The sequence below is a fragment of the Bradyrhizobium sp. U531 genome, assembly GCF_051710265.1.
Lineage (GTDB): Bacteria > Pseudomonadota > Alphaproteobacteria > Rhizobiales > Xanthobacteraceae > Bradyrhizobium.
The window spans coordinates 1-16,890 of sequence record NZ_JASVEN010000021.1 but is presented as its reverse complement, the minus strand read 5'-3'; the positions used below and the strand labels follow the sequence as shown (position 1 = coordinate 16,890).

Here is a 16,890-nt window from a genome sequence, read left to right as displayed (position 1 = left end):
CGGCCAGACCGTAAGGCAATGCGTTCGCCCGTGCGATGGCCTGTTCCAGATCGTCAACAGGTTGTACTAGCGCAAGCGGGCCGAATGGCTCCTCTGTCATGGCCCTCGCCTGGTCGGGCATATCTGCCAAGATGGTGGGCCTATACATCAGGCCAGCCCCCTTCAGCCGTTCACCTCCGACGACAAGGCGGGCCGAATGTGACAACGCATCGGAGATCAGGTCGTCCATAGCAGCAACGCGGCGTGCGTTGGCGACAGGGCCGACCGTGGTGCCTTTTTGCAGCCCGTCGCCCACAACCTGCTTCTCCACGGCGACACGCGCGTGTTCGAGGTACTCTTCATAGACCGAACGCTCTACGAAGAAGCGTGTCGGCGAGGTGCAAACCTGGCCAGTGTTGCGCAGCTTGATAGTCATCGAGAGCTCTGCCGCACGCGAAACGTCGGCATCTTTTGCGACTATAACAGGCGCATGGCCGCCGAGCTCCATGGTGGCGAGCGTCAGCGTCTCTTCTGCCAAGCGAGCAAGTTGACGTCCGACCGTGCAGCAAGTTCCGGAAATCTCAACGCCTTTAGCTGGTGCTCCCGAACAGAATTGAACTGCGCCTTTTGCTGGGTCGCGGCATTCTGTTGGCGACGGAATTGGCCGTCGCAGGGCCGAGCTGAGCTCGCACATCCACTTGAGCTGCGCGTGTAGCGAGACATGGTCGAGTTCACCTTCCCACCAGGACACAAATACCGCGGCGATACCGTTCCCGATAATGTTCGTAAGCGCGCGCACCTCGCTCATAAACTTGTCGATCGAGAATACGATCGCAACGCCCGGGACAAGCTCAGGACTGACCACCGTCAACGTTGCCGCCAGGGTGACGAAGCCAGCACCGGTAACACCGCTTGCGCCCTTCGAGGTGAGCATTGCCGCAACCAGTATTGTGAGCTGCTGGCCGAAGTTGAGATCTACCCCGAGCGCCTGCGCGATGAACAAGGTCGCCAACGTCATGTAAATGTTGGTCCCATCCAAATTAAAAGAGTATCCGGTCGGCACCACTAGGCCAACGACCGCCTTCGAACAGCCGAGCCGTTCCAGTTTTTCCATCAACTGCGGCAGCGCGCTTTCGGACGACGATGTTCCGAGCACGATCAGCAGCTCATCCTTGATATACCCGATGAACTTTAGAATAGAAAAGCCTACCAAGCGCGCGATCAGGCCAAGCACAATGATCACGAAGAGCCCGGCTGTCACATAAAACAGGGCGACCAATCCGAGGAGTTTACCGAGCGCGGACGGTCCGAATTCGCCGATAGTGTAGGTCATGGCGCCGAACGCCCCGATTGGCGCTGCCTTCATTACGATCCTAATGACTCCAAACACCGCTTGCGCAGCATCGTCAACCAGACCGCGCATCCGCTCCCCCCTCCCCAAGCGCCATCAGCGAGAACCCGAATAGGATGGCGGAGGAACTCGACCGTCTTCTGCGCTTCCGCCGCGTCTTGACGTAGTTGGCTACGGCCGATTTCGAAATCCTGAACTCGCAGCGTAGGTGAAGCACTATTGCTCGGCGTCGTCGCGAGCGAACTGGCCCCGACGAGGTTTGCGCCGCGATGATAGTGAGCCAAGCTCGCTGGACAAAAACGGTCCGAGGCGCGCTACACAGCCTTGAGGACACGTTGCAGATGTATCAAAGGGAAATTAATTTACAGGCCGATGAGATGCGAACTGCCAGAACAGGTCGGTAGTAGCTCACGGCGTCCGACACGTTGAGAAACATGCGCGAAAAAAGCCGCCAAGCGGCGCCTGAATTCGGTTATCCGATCACTCATGCGCGGGATCAAAGATGATCGAAGCGCTCGCAAGGGTGATTCTCTCACAAGCTTGGAGCTCTCGATGAGTGATCGATCTGCTCATCTCGATGCTCCTTCAATGGCCCCTTGAGGCGTTTTCCTCATTGACTTGGCCGCGCGTAATCTTCGCGGCCTTTTTCCTGATCCAACAAGGTCCGGTCGATATGCAGGATTCAGCGGGTTTTTAACGGAAACAACGCGTGGAGCGCGGTTAGGACACAAGGCCAGGCCCCGGTCGCCTCATCGAGGCTCCCTTTTTAAGTTCACGCGACCAAATCAAGTAAGCAGTGAATCTCTCATCGTCCATCTCAGCCCATTCTGTCGACGCGCCCGTAGATGATCTCGACAGATCGACGGTCTGCGAACGTCACGGCGCCTCGCCGTGAACGCGCGATCGCCCCTCCCATTAGCCAACCCGAGCGTTTCGAGCGGCGTCCGCCGCTGCCGAGGGTCAGTGCTGACGTCTCATCCATGACGGGACCGGGTCGAGTGGCGTGCGATAGACCTCAGCGTTCTGGGGGCTGGTGACCCGAACCGCACAGCCTTTCGCCTTCAGGTCCGGATGTACAATAGACAGTTCGGTCGCAAGTTGGTCCGCTCGCTCGGAGGCGACCTCGATGTATTCGAGAATGAAGCCGCCTTGATTCTTGTACTCCTCGTCAATCACAAGATCAAAAGAGTAGTACGGCATCCGAAACTCTCCCATTTGATCGGATTCTTCCCTCGGGCGCATCCTTACCTCCACTCAGACTTCGTCAGATGGTTCAGTCGTTCGTATGGAGAGAGATAACTAGTCGTCCGTTAAGAAGCCGAATTGAGCGGGAGCGGACAGGCAAGCGTATGCGATAGCTGGATCAGGAAGAGGCACAAGAGTTCTCTGAGCCAGGCGAGGATACGGCGGAAGTTGTGGCCGACTGCTGAGAGCACGACGTTGGCGGCGTCGCCGGCGCGGCCTTTGAGATAGCAGCGGCCAAGGTGACCTTCGGCCTTCAGATGTCCGATGATGGGCTCGATGGCGGAGCGGCGCCGGAGCTCGCGCTTGATGGCGCCGAACACGCCGCGCTTCTGGCCCGAAATGAAGACGCGACGGGGATTTTGCGTGTCGTGGCCGCGATATCCCTTGTCGACATAGGCCCGCTCGATCGGACAGCCGGTGAGCGCCTCGGTGCGGTCGATGACGTCCCGCAGGGTATGACCGTCGTAGGGATTATCGGGCAGCGACCTGGCGTGCAGTACGAACAGGCCACCGGGCGCCCGCCGGTTGTTGGTGACGATGGAGGCCTTCACGCCGAACTCGTAAGGCGCTGCGGCCTTGCGTTTGCCGATGCATTCCACCTCCGGGGCATGGAAGGAATAAAGCTTCCAGCCGCGCTGGCGCTGCTGCTGCGAGCGGATTTGCACGGCCCGGCCAAGCGGGAGGGCGAATGCCTCCTCCAGTGCCGGCTGGCCCTCGATCTTGCGGCGGATGTCGCGGATGATCCGGCCGAGCCGGCTGCGCAGAATGCGCAACTGCCGCTGATGCCGGCTGAACTGTTTGGCATGGGCGTAGCGGCCCGCCATCATCGCGGCGGCCTTGGCCACACGAGAATAGGATTGCCGCAGCCTGACGGCGTGCCTTCTCGCCAGGCGGTTGAGCCCCTTGATAGCCGCATGAAGCAGCTTGGCATCGGTCGGAAAGGTGATGGCCTTCGGCTGCACCGTGGTGTCGACGGTGACGCGCTTGAGGTCCTGGCCGCGTAACGCGCCGGCCTCGTGCGCCACCCGCAGGCTCTCCGCCAGCGGCAGCTCCAACTTGTCGCCGAGCCGCTTGCGCCAATGGCTCAGGTCCGAGCGCTCGTGCGGGAAGGCATGCTGAAAGAACTCTTGCCCGGTGAAGAACTGGAAATACGGGTCATGAACCCAGCGCTCGCAAACGCCCTCATCGGACAGCCCGTAAGTGTGCTTGAGCAACAGCAGCCCGATCATGAACCGGGTCTCGATCCCGGGCCAGCCATTCTCGCTGTAGAGCGGCGCGACCTCGCCGTCGATCCAGTCCCAATCGATCTTGCCGGCGAGCAGAACCAGCTCGTGCTTCAGATTGATGATCTGGTCCAGCCGCGCCCGGAACAGATCGTTCGATCCCGTCGTCCTGTGCTTCTTCGGTCGCATCGGCCCCTCCGATGCACCACAGAATCATGGTCCGCAGCGAAAGGGAATCCACAAACGAAAATTGCAAGGTTTGGGGGCCTCAAGCCCCCAATCCCTGCAATCTCAAATGCCGCCCTAACCGGAAAACTGACTCCTGCTCAATCGCTTAGAGCCTTGTTCACGGACGACTAACTAGGGGCCGCATCGATTCTACCGACGAGAACGTCGGTTCTCAGGGTTCGGCTTATCAGCTTCTCTGCAGCAACACTTATCGGCTTCCTAAAAAGGAAATTCGCTAATCACGCAACGTTTTTCCGTGCGATCATGGCGTCAATTTTTGGGCCCGATGCGGGTAAGGCAGGAGATCGCCAAAATGGCTATGTCACGCTTAACCTCAGCATCGGTGCGGCCTCGTCCATATAGCTCACCAGGACCTTCAGAACTGTGATCTGGAAATTCAACTGAGTGACAACATCATGTTGTCTACGCCTACCTCCACATGGTCGGTCTTTCGGAAAAGGCCTCGCGGCCGATCTGTTTGAGGCGGTCGGGCGTCGTCTCACCTCTGATGGCGGCTTCCAGAATCTTCGAGGCGACGTAAGTACGGGCGCCGGTATCGTACGGGGTAAGGCTCTCGCAGACCTCGTTGAGGATCGCGCTCAGAAGCGCGGTGGTAGCGGCATCCAACATTTGGAGATCTCCCCATCCCTAGTGAGGAAGATATTGCACATCTCGCGTTTCGCGGTTCAAGTGTGTTTGATCGGGTAAGAAATCTGCGACTGCCGCGCCCCGCCACAGAGCGGTCTCCACACCTTCTCTCTCTGCTTCTCCCAACACGCGTTTTCTCGGCTTATCCCGGTGTTCGATTGGGGCTGTCCAGCCTCGATCGAGCTTACGTTTCGACGGACTTTACCGCATCGATGACGCGCTGGTGCTGGACGGCGAAAGCGCCGCGGTCACCATCTTCATCGCCTGAGATGGGCTGCTCATACGTCTGTCATACCGTTCCGCCAGGTCCAGCAGTCTCTTTCTGATGAAGGGGTCTGCCTTGTCCGCTAGATCGCGAATAATCCGAGCCCGGTCTCTCAAAAACTGTTCGTCCACGAAAACACCCCATTCACTGCAACTTCAGTATTCTGAGACTATTCAGTCGTTTAGTTGTGAGTCGCGCTAAGGAGTCGGCAACGACAGTATCACGTTGTCGATCAGACGTGTCGAGCCGACATAGGCTGCGGCGCATAGTGCAGCGCTACGTCGCAGAGGACTCTCGGCGGGCTTGAGCGTATCAGCGTCGACAAGCTCAAGGTACTGCAGTCGATCGACCATATTCAACCGCTCCTTTGCGATCGCAATCAGCTGTTCCACGTCGCGCTCTCCTGAGCGAAACTTATCCGCTGCGGCGAACAGCCCACGGCTGATGGCACGAGCGCGCCGACGTTCTTCCTCGCTTAGATAGCGGTTGCGACTGCTCATCGCGAGCCCGTCCGGTTCCCGGACGGTTTGTACGGTGACGATCTCAATTGGAAGGTTGAGGTCAATTGCCATGCGGCGCACCACCGCGCATTGCTGAAAATCCTTTTGTCCAAAAAACGCGACATCCGGCTGCACCATGTTGAATAGCTTGCCAACGACAGTCGCACCCCACGAAAATGCCCAGGCCTGAAAGCTCCGCACATTGGTTTTGCGAGCTCGCCCGGTTCGACGTAGGTCTCAAATTGAGCCGGATAGATCTCCTGTATATCCGGCGCAAAGACGATCGCAACGCCGGCATCGCGACACAGCTCTTGATCGCGCAGGAAGTCGCGCGGATAGGTGCTGAGATCCTCATTTGGCCCGAACTGAGGTGGGATTGACGAAGATGCTAACTACGGTGACGTCGCATTGCGTCCGGCTGGCCGCGACCAGCGCCAGATCGCCGTCGTGTAGATAGCCCATCGTCGGCACAAGTCCGACGCGTTTATCGGCGCTGCGAACCTCTGCGAGCGCGCGACGAAGCTTTGCGACCGTCGTGATCGTTTGCATGTTGTGCTTTACATCAGGTTGAATTGGAGGGTGTCCAGTTCGCGACCGTGTCGCGAAGGCCTTCAGGAAGCCGATAGGACTCTTGCGGAGTCGGGAATGCACCGTTGCGAACATCGACTGCCCAGCGCGACAGGGCCTCCTGCAACACCTGGAAACCATTGGCATAGGCACGAACAAATTTGGGGCGATGACCTTCAGTCAATCCCAGCACATCGTGAAAGACGAGCACCTGGCCAGAGCAACCGGGACCCGCGCCGATTCCAATGGTCGGTATCCCGAGGGATTCGGTCGCTCGCGCCGCGAGCTCAGCCGGAATACCCTCCAGGACTAGAGCGAAACAGCCGGCCTCCTGTAGACGGTGGGCGTCATCGAGCAGGCGCAAGGCATCATCGGCCTTGCGGCCCTGCACCTTGAACCCACCCATGACATTGACACTCTGCGGAGTCAGGCCGAGATGGCCCATCACAGGAATTTCGCAATCGACCAGGGCGCGCACTATTTCGACGCGCTTGGCTCCGCCCTCGAGTTTCACGGCGTCGGCGCCACGCTGCAAAAAGCCGCCGGCGTTGCGTATCGTCTCCGCTGGACTGAGATGGAAGCTAAGAAAGGGCATATCGGCCACGAGCAAGGCACGAGGCTTTGTGCGTACAACGGCTTCGAGGTGATGGTTCATCATCGCCATGCTCACCGGCAACGTATCATCGAATCCAAGACAGACGTTGCCGACGCTATCCCCGACAAGGATGACATCCACGATCGGATCGGCGATTCGTGCTGTAACCGCGTCGTAAGCGGTGGTCATCGCGATACGACGCCCCTCCTCCTTCCATCGCTGCAGGACCGGAATTGTGACGCGTTCAACAGGCGGCTCTGAAATGTGGTTCATCTTAGATCCCGATCCACCCCCGCATGCTTGGAGTCGGCGCTTCCCTGGGAAGGCGAGAGGAAGCTGTCATGGGGAGATGAAAAAAGGAAATTACCTCTCCAGGGTCACGGACAGACGCATCAAAACCTCCAATGATCGCGCGATCATCAAATAAGAACTTCTCCGCCGTTCTTCCTCATGCGGAGCGGCTTTGGGTCACGCTTGACGCACACCGCGCGACTCAGCCCAGCTTAAGCCGAGGGAGGTCGCTCAGCCGTGGACGGCTCGTCGGCATGCGCGGCTGTGTTGATCCATGACATCGAGGCCGCCCCAACCTGAAACCAGAACGAAGCCGCACCCAGCAAGGCTGCGAGCCCAAGAGGAACGAGATCTTTCGTGTCGGAATTGGAATCGGCACGCGCTGGTAAGGTACGAGAAGGCGATGTCCATTAAGTGGCAGCGTCGGTAGCAATCGTAGTTGCAATATTCTCTCCGCGTTACTACCTCGCGCACGTAACCCGGACCTAAGGACCGAGAACATTCGGTGCAGGTTCTGTCGCCACGCGGGGTCCTTTGGTTCACGAGTATAAATTTCATAGCGTGGCCCCCGTTAAGCCATGTATTAAGCCGCTCGCAACCAGCGAAACCATTGATGCTCGGCCTCCCGCCGCGCCTTGAAGCGATCGACGCATTTCTTGGAGCAAAGGGCCGTGCGCCAGCAGTAGTAGCGGATCAACCCGAACCTTCCACCGCATACCGCGCAGCACTTTACTGAACCGCGGTGCGAACCATGAGAACTGTTGCGCATTTCTCGCCTCCTGTCTGGATTACGTGGATAGCCCCCTTTCCTTCGCTGCAACACCACGCCCGCACGTGAAGTGCGGCGCGGGCGATGCCTAGTCTCGCGGCTTGTACGGACACCGGGCGCAAGAGTTTGAGCTCTGAATTGCGCCTCCTTGGGGAGGCGAACACGCTCCATCGGCGTGCTTCGCCAGCCAAGTATTGATTGCCAAATCTAACGATAATTCGATCTTAATTTATGCAATGAGTTCGGCGTTGACGCCTGAATCCCGCGTGCGGGCGGCTTTCCTCGACGAATTCAGCTGGTGACGATGGCGTGCGTACAGCAACTCGTCTGGAGTTATCAGAACCACCCTCTTTGCCTTTAGGCGGTCCAGGGCGGTAATCAGAAGCCCGACGGCCGAACCTTGGATTCTCCCTCGCTGAACGCGCCAAGACTACCTTAAGCTAGCGCATCGGCGGCATCTGTGATGCCGAGGTAGATTTCATCAAGATCTGCCCCTGTGACGCAGTATGGTGGCATTACATAGATCGTATTGCCGAGCGGGCGCAGCAGCAGATTTCGGTCTTTGAAGAAAGCCTGAAGCTTCGGACCGACACCCGCGAGATAGCCTGCATCCTTCGTTTTCAGATCGAGCGCTGTAATCGTGCCGCTCCGACGGACGTTTGCAAAGCGAGGGTCGGCGCGGAATGACTCAATTGCCTGCTCTTGCATCGCCGCGACCGACGCCAGGCGTTGGCGAGATTCCGGATCTTGCCAGAGATCCAGGTTGGCCTTTGCTGCGGCGCAGGCCACTGGATTTGCCGTATATGAACTTGAATGAAAGAACGTACGTGTCCGACCTTTCGAATAGTGCGCGTCGAAAATATCCGCGCGACAGAGTGTCACCGCGAGTGGAAGCGCCCCTCCCGTGAGGCCCTTCGAATAGCAGGCGATATCGGGGGTGACATTAGCTTGCTCGCAGGCGAATAGTGTTCCGGTACGACCCCAGCCTGTCATGACCTCGTCGGCAATGAACAGGACGTCCGAGGCCTCGCAAATCCGCCTCATCTCTCTTAGCACCCAGGCTGGGTACATCAGCATCCCGCCCGCCCCCAATATCAGAGGCTCCACAACAAAGGCTGCCGGAACTTCGTTGCGACATACAGACTCGAGTGCATCGAGCGTCGCCTGTTCATGACCTCTCGCCGGGAACGGGATTGACGTAACGTCGAATAGCAGGGGCCTGTACGCCGCGTTGAACACACCACGGGCGCCAACCGACATCGCCCCTATCGTATCGCCATGGTAGGAATGTTGCATCACGACGATGCGCGTCCGCTTCTTCCCGATGCTGTGCCAGTAGCCGAGCGCCATCTTTAACGCCACTTCCACACTGGTCGAGCCACTGTCAGAAAAGAAGACATGCTCAAGTCCACGGGGCGCAACTTTCAAAAGCAGTGCCGCAACCTCCTCAGCTGGTTCGTGGGTGTAGCCTGCGAAGATGATCTGGTTGAGCTTGCCTGCCTGTTCCTGGATGGCGCTCACGATATGTGGATGGCAATGGCCGTGGGTCACCACCCACCAAGATGATATGGCATCGATAATTCGACGACCATCAGCGGTATGGAGATAGACGCCATCTGCACGTATAGCTTTTGTCATCTCCTCTTGGAGAGCGTGTTGTGTGAACGGATGCCAGATCGGTGACTTCGGCTTCGTCCTCATTGCTTGAATTGATCGGCACGGAACGAGCTTTTAAAGGCGGCCTGCAGCGTGTCTGCTGCGAGGGGAGACAGCCAGGGCAATCGCCCTAACCAACGCGCCCGCCCAATCTCCCGAATTGCGATCTGGGTCTCAGCATTTGGTTCCCCAATGAAGGCAATGCCAAGAATAGGGATCTGGCGCTTTCGCAGAGCCTCGATCGACAGCAGCGAATGATTGATGGTGCCCAGTGCCGTGCTCGCGCAAAGCACGACCGGAAGCCGCCATCGCTCGAACACATCAATGTAGAGTGTATCGCCCCTCAGCGGAACCATCAAGCCGCCAGCGCCCTCAATCACTAACGGTCGCTCCCCGGTGTCGGGCACATCGAGCAAATCTGGCTCAATGCAAATTCCATCAATTTCAGCGGAATGATGAGGTGAAACGGGCGTTTGAAGGCGATAACGCTCCGGCACGATGCGACCGGGCGAGAGATTGCCCAGTCGCGCGACGAGCTCAGTATCGGTCTCTCCTTCAAGGCCGGCCTGAATCGGCTTCCAATAGCTCGCGCCAAGAAGATGGGCGAGGCCCGCAGAAAAGATCGTCTTCCCGATGCCGGTATCTGTGCCTGTGACCACGATTTGCTGACTCATCGAGCTTCACCTCTGGTTTCCTCGATCAGAGCATCGAGCATTGCACGCACATCATCCTCCCCAGCGTTAAGCGTTATTGAAATTCGCAAACGGGCCGTGCCCGCCGGCACGGTTGGCGGCCGGATTCCGCGGATATCGAAGCCGCGAGCCTGCAATGCAGAGGCAAGTCGCATCGCACGCGCGTTGTCGCCAACGATACACGGCACGATCTGCGAGACCGAAGGACTTCGCCAACCGCGCAAACCCATCTCCCGATGCGTAAACGCGACCAGCTTGGCCAGACGCTGCTGCCGCTCAGGTTCTTCTTGGAGGATGAAGAGTGCCTCCCGCACGGCAACAGCCATCAATGGTGATGGCGCAGTGGCAAAGATAAATGGACGGCAACGATTGACCATAAACTGGCGCAGCACGCCGGACGCAGTGACGAGCGCGCCGGCAGCGCCCAGCGCCTTGCCGCAGGTATGAACGACCAGGAGATTTTCGCGTCCCTCATAGGGCGCGGTGAGCCCTCGTCCCTTCTCGCCATAAACGCCCGTGGCATGAGCCTCATCCACCATCAGGAACGCGTCGTACCGGTCCGCGATCGCGACCAGGCATTCGAGCGGCGCGAAATCGCCATCCATGCTGTAGAGACTTTCGACCACGATCCAGACCCGACCCGTTCCGCCCCCGGCCCGCCAGTCACGAATTGTGTCTTCGATCGATTGGGGATCATTATGGGCGCTTCTCCGAAACGCGGCACGGCCAGCGCGCGCGCCTTCATGAATACTGGCGTGCATCAGAGAATCGAGAACAAGCAAATCGCCCCGCTGCGGCAGCGTTGTCAGGACGGCAAAATTTGCGACATAACCGCCGCCAAAGAAAAGCGCCGTCTCAGCCCCAAAGAACTGAGCCGCTTCTGTTTCGAGAGTTTCGTGTTCGTCGCAATTGCCGCGCAAAAGCCGCGACCCGCCGGCTCCGATCGGTGTGCCGGCTTCGAGCGCGGCGTAAACAGCCTTCTTGATGCGCGGCGCGCTCGTCAGCGCCAAATAATCATTCGATGCGAAATCGGTCCCTGCGCGCCGCTCGAGGCCACGCAGCCGGTTGTCTTCCTTCAGGGCATGCAAGGCAGCGACATAGTTGCCAATTTTAACCCCCTGGATTGAATTCATTCTTCACTCGCACAGTAGCGGTCGATCTCGGGAAGGTTCTGACGGTAGGGAGGAGCACAAGATTCAGCATCGGCCTTATGGCTTGAAACCTGACACAAGATGCGACTTTCCCGGTCAACTACCACAACGCTCGGGCTGAACGTTTTTGCTTCCGCCTCATCAAAGGAGGCATATGCAACGATAATAATTTTGTCTCCGGGCATCGCGAGTCGCGCAGCCGCGCCGTTCAAGTCTACGGCGCCCGACGCCCGGGGCGCTTCGATCACATAGGTGCTGAAGCGCGCTCCGGTTTCGATGTTGTAGATTTCGACGCGCTCGTTGATCAGGAATCCTGCCGCGTCCAGCAGCCCACGATCAATCGAAATCGAGCCATCACTGTGCAGATCGGCTTCAGTTACCGAGGCGCGAAGGATTTTGCCTTTCATCAAGGTAATTTGCATGTATCGCCTAAACCGGAGCTTGTGCACAGCCTGCGCGTTGAGCTGCTTCAATCAGGCGAGCCCGGACGTGACGCCGAGCCGGTCCAGTAAATTGGCGTCGCGGTCGCGCCGCGGGTTTTTGGTGGTCAACAGCACATCGCCGATGAAGATCGAATTCGCGCCGGCCAAAATGCACAGCGCCTGCTGTTCATCGGTCATATACTGCCGTCCAGCGGACAACCGCACGACACTCTTAGGCATCATGATCCGGGCGGTCGCGACCAGGCGCACCAGTGCGATCGGATCGGGACGCTCCGCGGTGTCATTGACCGGCACGCCCTTGACCTCGCTCCACAGGTTAATCGGCACGCTTTCCGGATGGCTGGGAAGATTGGCGAGTAACACGAGCATGCCGAGCCTGTCCTCGACGCACTCACCCATGCCGACGATACCGCCACAACAGACCTTGATGCCGGCGTCGCGCACGTGTGCCAGTGTGTCGATGCGATCTTGCAGGGTGCGGCTGGTGATGATCTTGTCGTAGAACTCAGGCGAGGTATCGACGTTGTGATTATAGAAGTCGAGCCCGGCCTCGGAGAGCCGGGTGGCCTGCTTCGGCGTCAGCATGCCGAGCGTGACGCAGGTTTCCATGCCAAGGTCTTTAACCGCGCTGATCATGTCGCAGACCTGATCGAGATCTCGGTCTTTCGGACTGCGCCAGGCCGCGGCCATGCAGAAGCGCGTCGCGCCGGCGTCCTTGGCGCACTGGGCGGTGGCGACCACTTCGGCGCGATCCATCAGGCGGGTGGCTTTCAGGCCGGTGTCGTAATGCGCGCTCTGCGAGCAATAGCCGCAGTCTTCCGGACAGCCGCCGGTCTTGATGCTAAGTAAGCTTGCTATTTCGACGTGGTTTGGATCGAAGTTATTGCGATGAATGCTCTGCGCCCGAAACATCAGGTCGGCAAACCGTAGGCCGTAGAGCACTTCGGCCTCGGCGCGCTGCCAGTCACGTCGGACCGGCGCGCTGTTGCCCCTGTCATTCCGCTCCACTCCCACGGCAGCAACCATAAGTCTCGCCTTCCTTATAATAGATAATCTTTGTGATTATCTATAATGCGACCGCCCGTTCCTGCCTTCTTCGCCTCTCCAACATGAAACATAACCGTATGCCGACGCCCAAAAACCGCGAAAGTCTGCACGGATTGCAGTAATTCTGCAAAGCGAGAGGGCCTTATGCCGATCATCGACGGAGGGGCAATGATAGATAATCTATGATGACCGACGAGAACACGACGATTGCGGTGCGCATTGCGGAGTCAATCGGTGAGCGCATCATCAGCGGTGCGCTGCAGCCAGACGTCCCGCTCCGGCAGGATCATGTCGCGCGGGATTTCAATTCCAGCCACGTCCCGGTGCGCGAGGCTTTTCGGCAACTGGAAGCCCGACATCTTGTCGTCGCTGTGCGCCGTCGCGGTGTGCGGGTTGCCCCGCTCGACACCAATTCAGTGAAGGAGATCGCCGAGATGCGTGCTGCGCTCGAAGTGGTCGCGTTGCGCAATGCAGCTCCAATACTCACATCCGCCCATTTGGCACGGATCGAGCTCTCCCTGATTGAAGCAGACAATGCCCAGACCATTCAGGAGTTTGAGACGGCCAACCGCGCCTTTCACCATGCGCTGGTGGCGCCCTGCGCGATGCCGCGCCTTCTCGCGAGCCTCGACGGACTACAACTCGCAAATTCACGATTGGTGTTCGCGATGGCGCGAAATGCCTGCTGGCGACCCCGGTCCAACCAAGATCACCGCCTGATTCTGCAGGCACTTCGAGCGCGCAACGTCGATCAAGCCTGTAACCTGCTCGCGCGCCACATTCAAACGATTGAGCGCCTTGCCCTTCCCGCTTCCTGAGCAGAAATAAGATCGGATGAGCTTCCTTGAAAACCGCAGACAATCGCAAGGGCATCAAACCACCGACCGCTTTGGCGAGCGTTGCGGCGGCCTCGATCCTAAGGTAGTTATGCGACCACCTACTTCCGAAATCACCAACGGCCATCCATGATTCGTCACATCGTCTTGTTCACCGCCAAGGATAGGGCCGATATCGACCATATCATCGAAGGCCTATCGGTGCTCACCACAATCCCACATGCACGCCGGCTCGAGGTTGCTCGCAATCGCAAGACCGACCAGCTCGGCAATGATGTCGACGTTGTGGTCTATGGTGAGTTTGACAACGAGACGGAATTCGCAGCTTACAAGGCGCATGATCTGTACCAGGAATCGATCAGACGGGTACGACCGCTCCGGGAGCTGCGGTTCGCGGCTGACTACAATGTATCAACGGATGCGCGTTTGGCCTCAATGGCAGCGAAGAGCCAAGTTACTCGGCGCACTGTGCCCGCTGGCGGGGGTTGACCTGACAATCGATCTCAAGAGCTTGCGGGTCCCAGACGAGCGTCGCTCTCGTTGGGGTCGGGATCACAATCGAAGCACGCCTCATAACGTGCCCGTTCGTTGACTGACAGTCCCATGCACGTCCGCGAGCTGCAGTGGATTGAGCCGGTCACAGCGATGCGATCTCTCGCGCATCGAGCACACCTCACGTTTTTCGATAGCGCAGCAAGATATGAGTTGCTCGGGCGCTACTCATATCTGACCTGCGACCCGTTCAGCACCTACATCGTCGCGAACGGACAAGCGAGTTGCAACGGAGAGGCTCTCGAGGGCGATCCATGGGAAGTCCTTCGCCCCCTGCTCGCCAAGTATCCGCAAGAGCATCGTCCTGATCTCCCGCCGTTCCAGGGAGGCGCGGCCGGCTTCCTTGCTTACGATTTGAACAGGACTCTGGAGCGATTGTCGGCGCCGACGATTCCCGGTCAGCGTTTGCCCCAATCCATTCTCCATTTCTATGACGTGGTCATCAGCTACGACCACCATAACGATAGATGCTGGGTCGTTTCTACCGGATGGCCGGAGCAGGATCCCGCACGTCGCGCCGAGCGCGCACGCCGTCGAGCCGACGAGTTTGCAGCAGCATTGCTTGCGGGTCCAAAGACGTCGGGGAGCGATTCCCCCGGCCGAGCTGCCGCATGGCATTCGAACTTCAGCCGTGAGGGCTACATTGCAGCGGTACAGCGCGTCATCGACTTGATTCTGGCTGGAGACGTCTTCCAAGCCAACATTGCGCAGCGCTTCAGCGCCCGCCTGTGGGCCTCATTTGATCCTCTTGCCTTCTACTGCCAGCTGCGGTCATTGAACCCGGCACCCTTTGCAGCCCTTCTGCGCTACGGCAAGCTCACCATTGCATCGAGCTCGCCGGAACGATTCTTGAGGCTCGACGGACGAAAGGTCGAAACGCGCCCCATCAAAGGCACGATCGCGCGTTCCGCGGATTCCGGGGAAGACCAGCGCCGTGCTGAAACCCTAGTCGCGTCCGAAAAGGACCGTGCCGAGAATACCATGATCGTCGACCTCATGCGCAACGATTTGTCGCGCGTTTGCACTCCCCATTCGATCGACGTTCCAGTGCTGTGCGGCCTCGAATCCTATGCTTCAGTGCACCACCTCGCATCGATCGTTACGGGTGAACTTGCAGGAGACCAAGACGCCGTTACGCTACTTCGAGCTTGCTTTCCCGGCGGCTCCGTTACCGGAGCGCCAAAGGTGCGATCGATGGAAATTATCGCGGAAATCGAGCGGGTGGCGCGAGAGGTCTACTGCGGGGCGATCGGCTTCATCGGCTTCAACGGCCAGATGGATACGAATATCGCGATCCGCACTGTAACGATCGACGACGACCTAGCCGTGTTTCATGCGGGTGGCGGTGTAACGGCGATGTCGGATCCAGAGGCAGAATACGAAGAGACGCTCGCCAAGGCGCAGCGAATCTTTGACGCATTTTGCGCTGAAACATCCGGTGCATCTTGATTGTCATCATCGACAACTACGACTCCTTCGTCTTCAATATTGCGCGCTACTTCCGCAAGCTTGGCGAAGCAACGGAAGTGATCCGGAACGACGAGGTCAGCGTCAGCGATGTTGCCGGCCTCAAGCCACGCGCAGTGGTCATCTCCCCCGGTCCCTGCACCCCAACTGAGGCCGGAATATCTACGGCCGTCGTCCGCGAACTCTCAGGTCGCGTGCCAATTCTCGGTATCTGCCTTGGCCACCAATGTATTGGGAGCGTTTTCGGCGGACGCATGGCACGTGCACGTCGCCCGATGCACGGTCGGTCCTCGTACGTAACGCACGACGGCCGAGGGCTGTTCAGGGAACTCCCATCACCACTTTGCGTTGGGCGCTACCATTCCCTCGTCGTCGAACTCGATGAGGCATGCACGCCGCATCTCACGGTGACGGCGCGTTCGAACGAAGGCGAGATCATGGCCCTTGCACATTTCCATCACCCGACCTATGGCGTCCAGTTCCATCCGGAATCGATACTTACCCAACAAGGATGCATAGTCCTTGTGAACTTCTTGCAAATCGCAAAGACGTGCTACGCGTGAGGATCGGAGACCACGTCGGGGACGCGCTAGCCCAACTGTTGCTGCTGCCGCTTTGATGCACGGCTTAGTTTGCCGATTGCAGTACCTAAGCATCGCGATAAACATCTAAGCAGCCCCAGGGACCGGTCAACCAAGCCGTGCTTTGTGTAGTCTGGCAAAAAGCGCCGCATGTCGGAATCATTTCTGTCTGCCCAGCCTTAGCCGGCGAGGAAAGCCATCACTGATGACTGCTTCAATACGTTGGCAACGACCGCGCTTGGCACTATCCAAATCATTGCGCTGTCCTATTGCTTGCTCCAAAGCGTCGGCGAAACTAACGACTCATGTTTCAATCCCATGTGCCCTGGGCCGGCTGTACCCTCTTGCCCTTCGAGTCTTGATGGGGTGATCTCGTTGCCACTAGGAACACCAACGATGAAATGGCCGGACATTCGTCGCAACGGGCGATTGATCCTCGGCAATCTCATTGACGCTTCTCGGCGAAGATTGAAGCCGCTCGGCGGACAGAGATCTGGCCGAGAATTTCCATTGGTGATTTTCTTTAGTTTTAGTTCGGCAGCACCGGCTGTGTGGCTACGTCGATCTATCAGTCGCGGCGGATTCGCAGCCAGGAAATGGGCTGTTGTGCGAAGGGACTCATTGAGCGTACCGAAACAAAGACCGACACTTACGCGACAGACAGGACGTTTACTGGTCGGCGACCCAAAATATCGCGAAGAATCTGAAGGACGTTGGAGAGTCCTTTAAGATCGTTCGGCGCGCCGAGACAGATGCGAATTGCGCCAGGGTCCCGCTCTCCCACCGCGGAGGCGATGCGGGGGG

General features: G+C 58.5%; 15 protein-coding genes and 2 pseudogenes. 5 read left to right on the top strand and 12 right to left on the bottom strand.

What is annotated here, in order from left to right:
• A partial coding sequence (locus QRQ56_RS38855) for an aldehyde dehydrogenase family protein (protein ID WP_438747054.1) occupies window positions 1–487 on the bottom strand: 487 nt, incomplete at its 3' end.
• Window positions 488–679: 192 nt separating this feature from the next.
• Window positions 680–1,451: pseudogene (locus tag QRQ56_RS38850) on the bottom strand (cation:dicarboxylate symporter family transporter); the annotation flags it as partial.
• Window positions 1,452–1,886: 435 nt separating this feature from the next.
• On the opposite strand from QRQ56_RS38850, the gene QRQ56_RS38845 reads away from it, so the two are divergent.
• Window positions 1,887–2,027, top strand: a complete 141-nt coding sequence (locus QRQ56_RS38845) for a hypothetical protein (protein WP_438747052.1) — start codon at window positions 1,887–1,889, stop codon at window positions 2,025–2,027.
• A 263-nt stretch (window positions 2,028–2,290) separates the two neighbouring features.
• Here QRQ56_RS38845 and QRQ56_RS38840 read toward each other — a convergent pair whose 3' ends face one another.
• The 10 genes and pseudogenes from QRQ56_RS38840 to bioB all read right to left on the bottom strand — a co-directional run bounded on the left by QRQ56_RS38840 (window position 2,291) and on the right by bioB (window position 12,629).
• Window positions 2,291–2,530, bottom strand: coding sequence for a hypothetical protein (locus QRQ56_RS38840; RefSeq protein ID WP_438747050.1), 240 nt, complete (start codon window positions 2,528–2,530; stop codon window positions 2,291–2,293).
• 110 nt (window positions 2,531–2,640) lie between these two features.
• A complete protein-coding gene (locus tag QRQ56_RS38835) occupies window positions 2,641–3,987 on the bottom strand; it encodes an IS5 family transposase (RefSeq protein ID WP_438747049.1) in 1,347 nt (448 codons plus the stop codon).
• 468 nt (window positions 3,988–4,455) lie between these two features.
• Entirely contained in the window at window positions 4,456–4,656 is a 201-nt protein-coding gene (locus QRQ56_RS38830; protein ID WP_438747048.1) for a hypothetical protein, read from the bottom strand.
• A 480-nt stretch (window positions 4,657–5,136) separates the two neighbouring features.
• Window positions 5,137–5,988 (bottom strand): annotated as a pseudogene (gene panC, locus QRQ56_RS38825) (pantoate--beta-alanine ligase).
• Between the two features lie 13 nt (window positions 5,989–6,001).
• Complete coding sequence (gene panB, locus QRQ56_RS38820; protein ID WP_438747047.1) at window positions 6,002–6,874, bottom strand: 3-methyl-2-oxobutanoate hydroxymethyltransferase; 873 nt, start codon at window positions 6,872–6,874, stop codon at window positions 6,002–6,004.
• A gap of 1,222 nt (window positions 6,875–8,096) precedes the next feature.
• Entirely contained in the window at window positions 8,097–9,362 is a 1,266-nt protein-coding gene (locus QRQ56_RS38815) for an adenosylmethionine--8-amino-7-oxononanoate transaminase (RefSeq protein ID WP_438747046.1), read from the bottom strand.
• Window positions 9,359–9,991 carry a dethiobiotin synthase gene (bioD, locus tag QRQ56_RS38810; RefSeq protein WP_438747045.1) on the bottom strand — a complete coding sequence of 211 codons (633 nt, stop codon included), beginning with the start codon at window positions 9,989–9,991 and terminating at the stop codon, window positions 9,359–9,361. Before bioD ends, QRQ56_RS38815 begins: the two co-directional genes overlap by 4 nt.
• Window positions 9,988–11,142, bottom strand: coding sequence for an 8-amino-7-oxononanoate synthase (locus tag QRQ56_RS38805; protein WP_438747044.1), 1,155 nt, complete (start codon window positions 11,140–11,142; stop codon window positions 9,988–9,990). Before QRQ56_RS38805 ends, bioD begins: the two co-directional genes overlap by 4 nt.
• Window positions 11,139–11,582 (bottom strand): aspartate 1-decarboxylase, encoded by a 444-nt coding sequence (gene panD, locus QRQ56_RS38800; protein ID WP_438747053.1) that lies wholly within the window; start codon window positions 11,580–11,582, stop codon window positions 11,139–11,141. The genes QRQ56_RS38805 and panD overlap by 4 nt, the downstream gene beginning before the upstream one ends.
• Window positions 11,583–11,633: 51 nt before the next feature.
• Entirely contained in the window at window positions 11,634–12,629 is a 996-nt protein-coding gene (gene bioB / locus QRQ56_RS38795) for a biotin synthase BioB (RefSeq protein WP_438747043.1), read from the bottom strand.
• A gap of 203 nt (window positions 12,630–12,832) precedes the next feature.
• Between bioB and QRQ56_RS38790 the strand changes: the two genes are divergently transcribed.
• The 4 genes from QRQ56_RS38790 (at window position 12,833) to QRQ56_RS38775 (ending at window position 16,068) form a co-directional block, all read left to right on the top strand.
• Complete coding sequence (locus tag QRQ56_RS38790) at window positions 12,833–13,468, top strand: GntR family transcriptional regulator (protein ID WP_438747042.1); 636 nt, start codon at window positions 12,833–12,835, stop codon at window positions 13,466–13,468.
• Between the two features lie 147 nt (window positions 13,469–13,615).
• Window positions 13,616–13,975 carry a Dabb family protein gene (locus tag QRQ56_RS38785; RefSeq protein ID WP_438747041.1) on the top strand — a complete coding sequence of 120 codons (360 nt, stop codon included), beginning with the start codon at window positions 13,616–13,618 and terminating at the stop codon, window positions 13,973–13,975.
• Window positions 13,976–14,089: 114 nt separating this feature from the next.
• Window positions 14,090–15,487, top strand: a complete 1,398-nt coding sequence (pabB, locus tag QRQ56_RS38780; RefSeq protein ID WP_438747040.1) for an aminodeoxychorismate synthase component I — start codon at window positions 14,090–14,092, stop codon at window positions 15,485–15,487.
• Window positions 15,484–16,068 (top strand): anthranilate synthase component II, encoded by a 585-nt coding sequence (locus tag QRQ56_RS38775; protein WP_438747039.1) that lies wholly within the window; start codon window positions 15,484–15,486, stop codon window positions 16,066–16,068. The genes pabB and QRQ56_RS38775 overlap by 4 nt, the downstream gene beginning before the upstream one ends.
• Window positions 16,069–16,890: the final 822 nt, after the last annotated feature.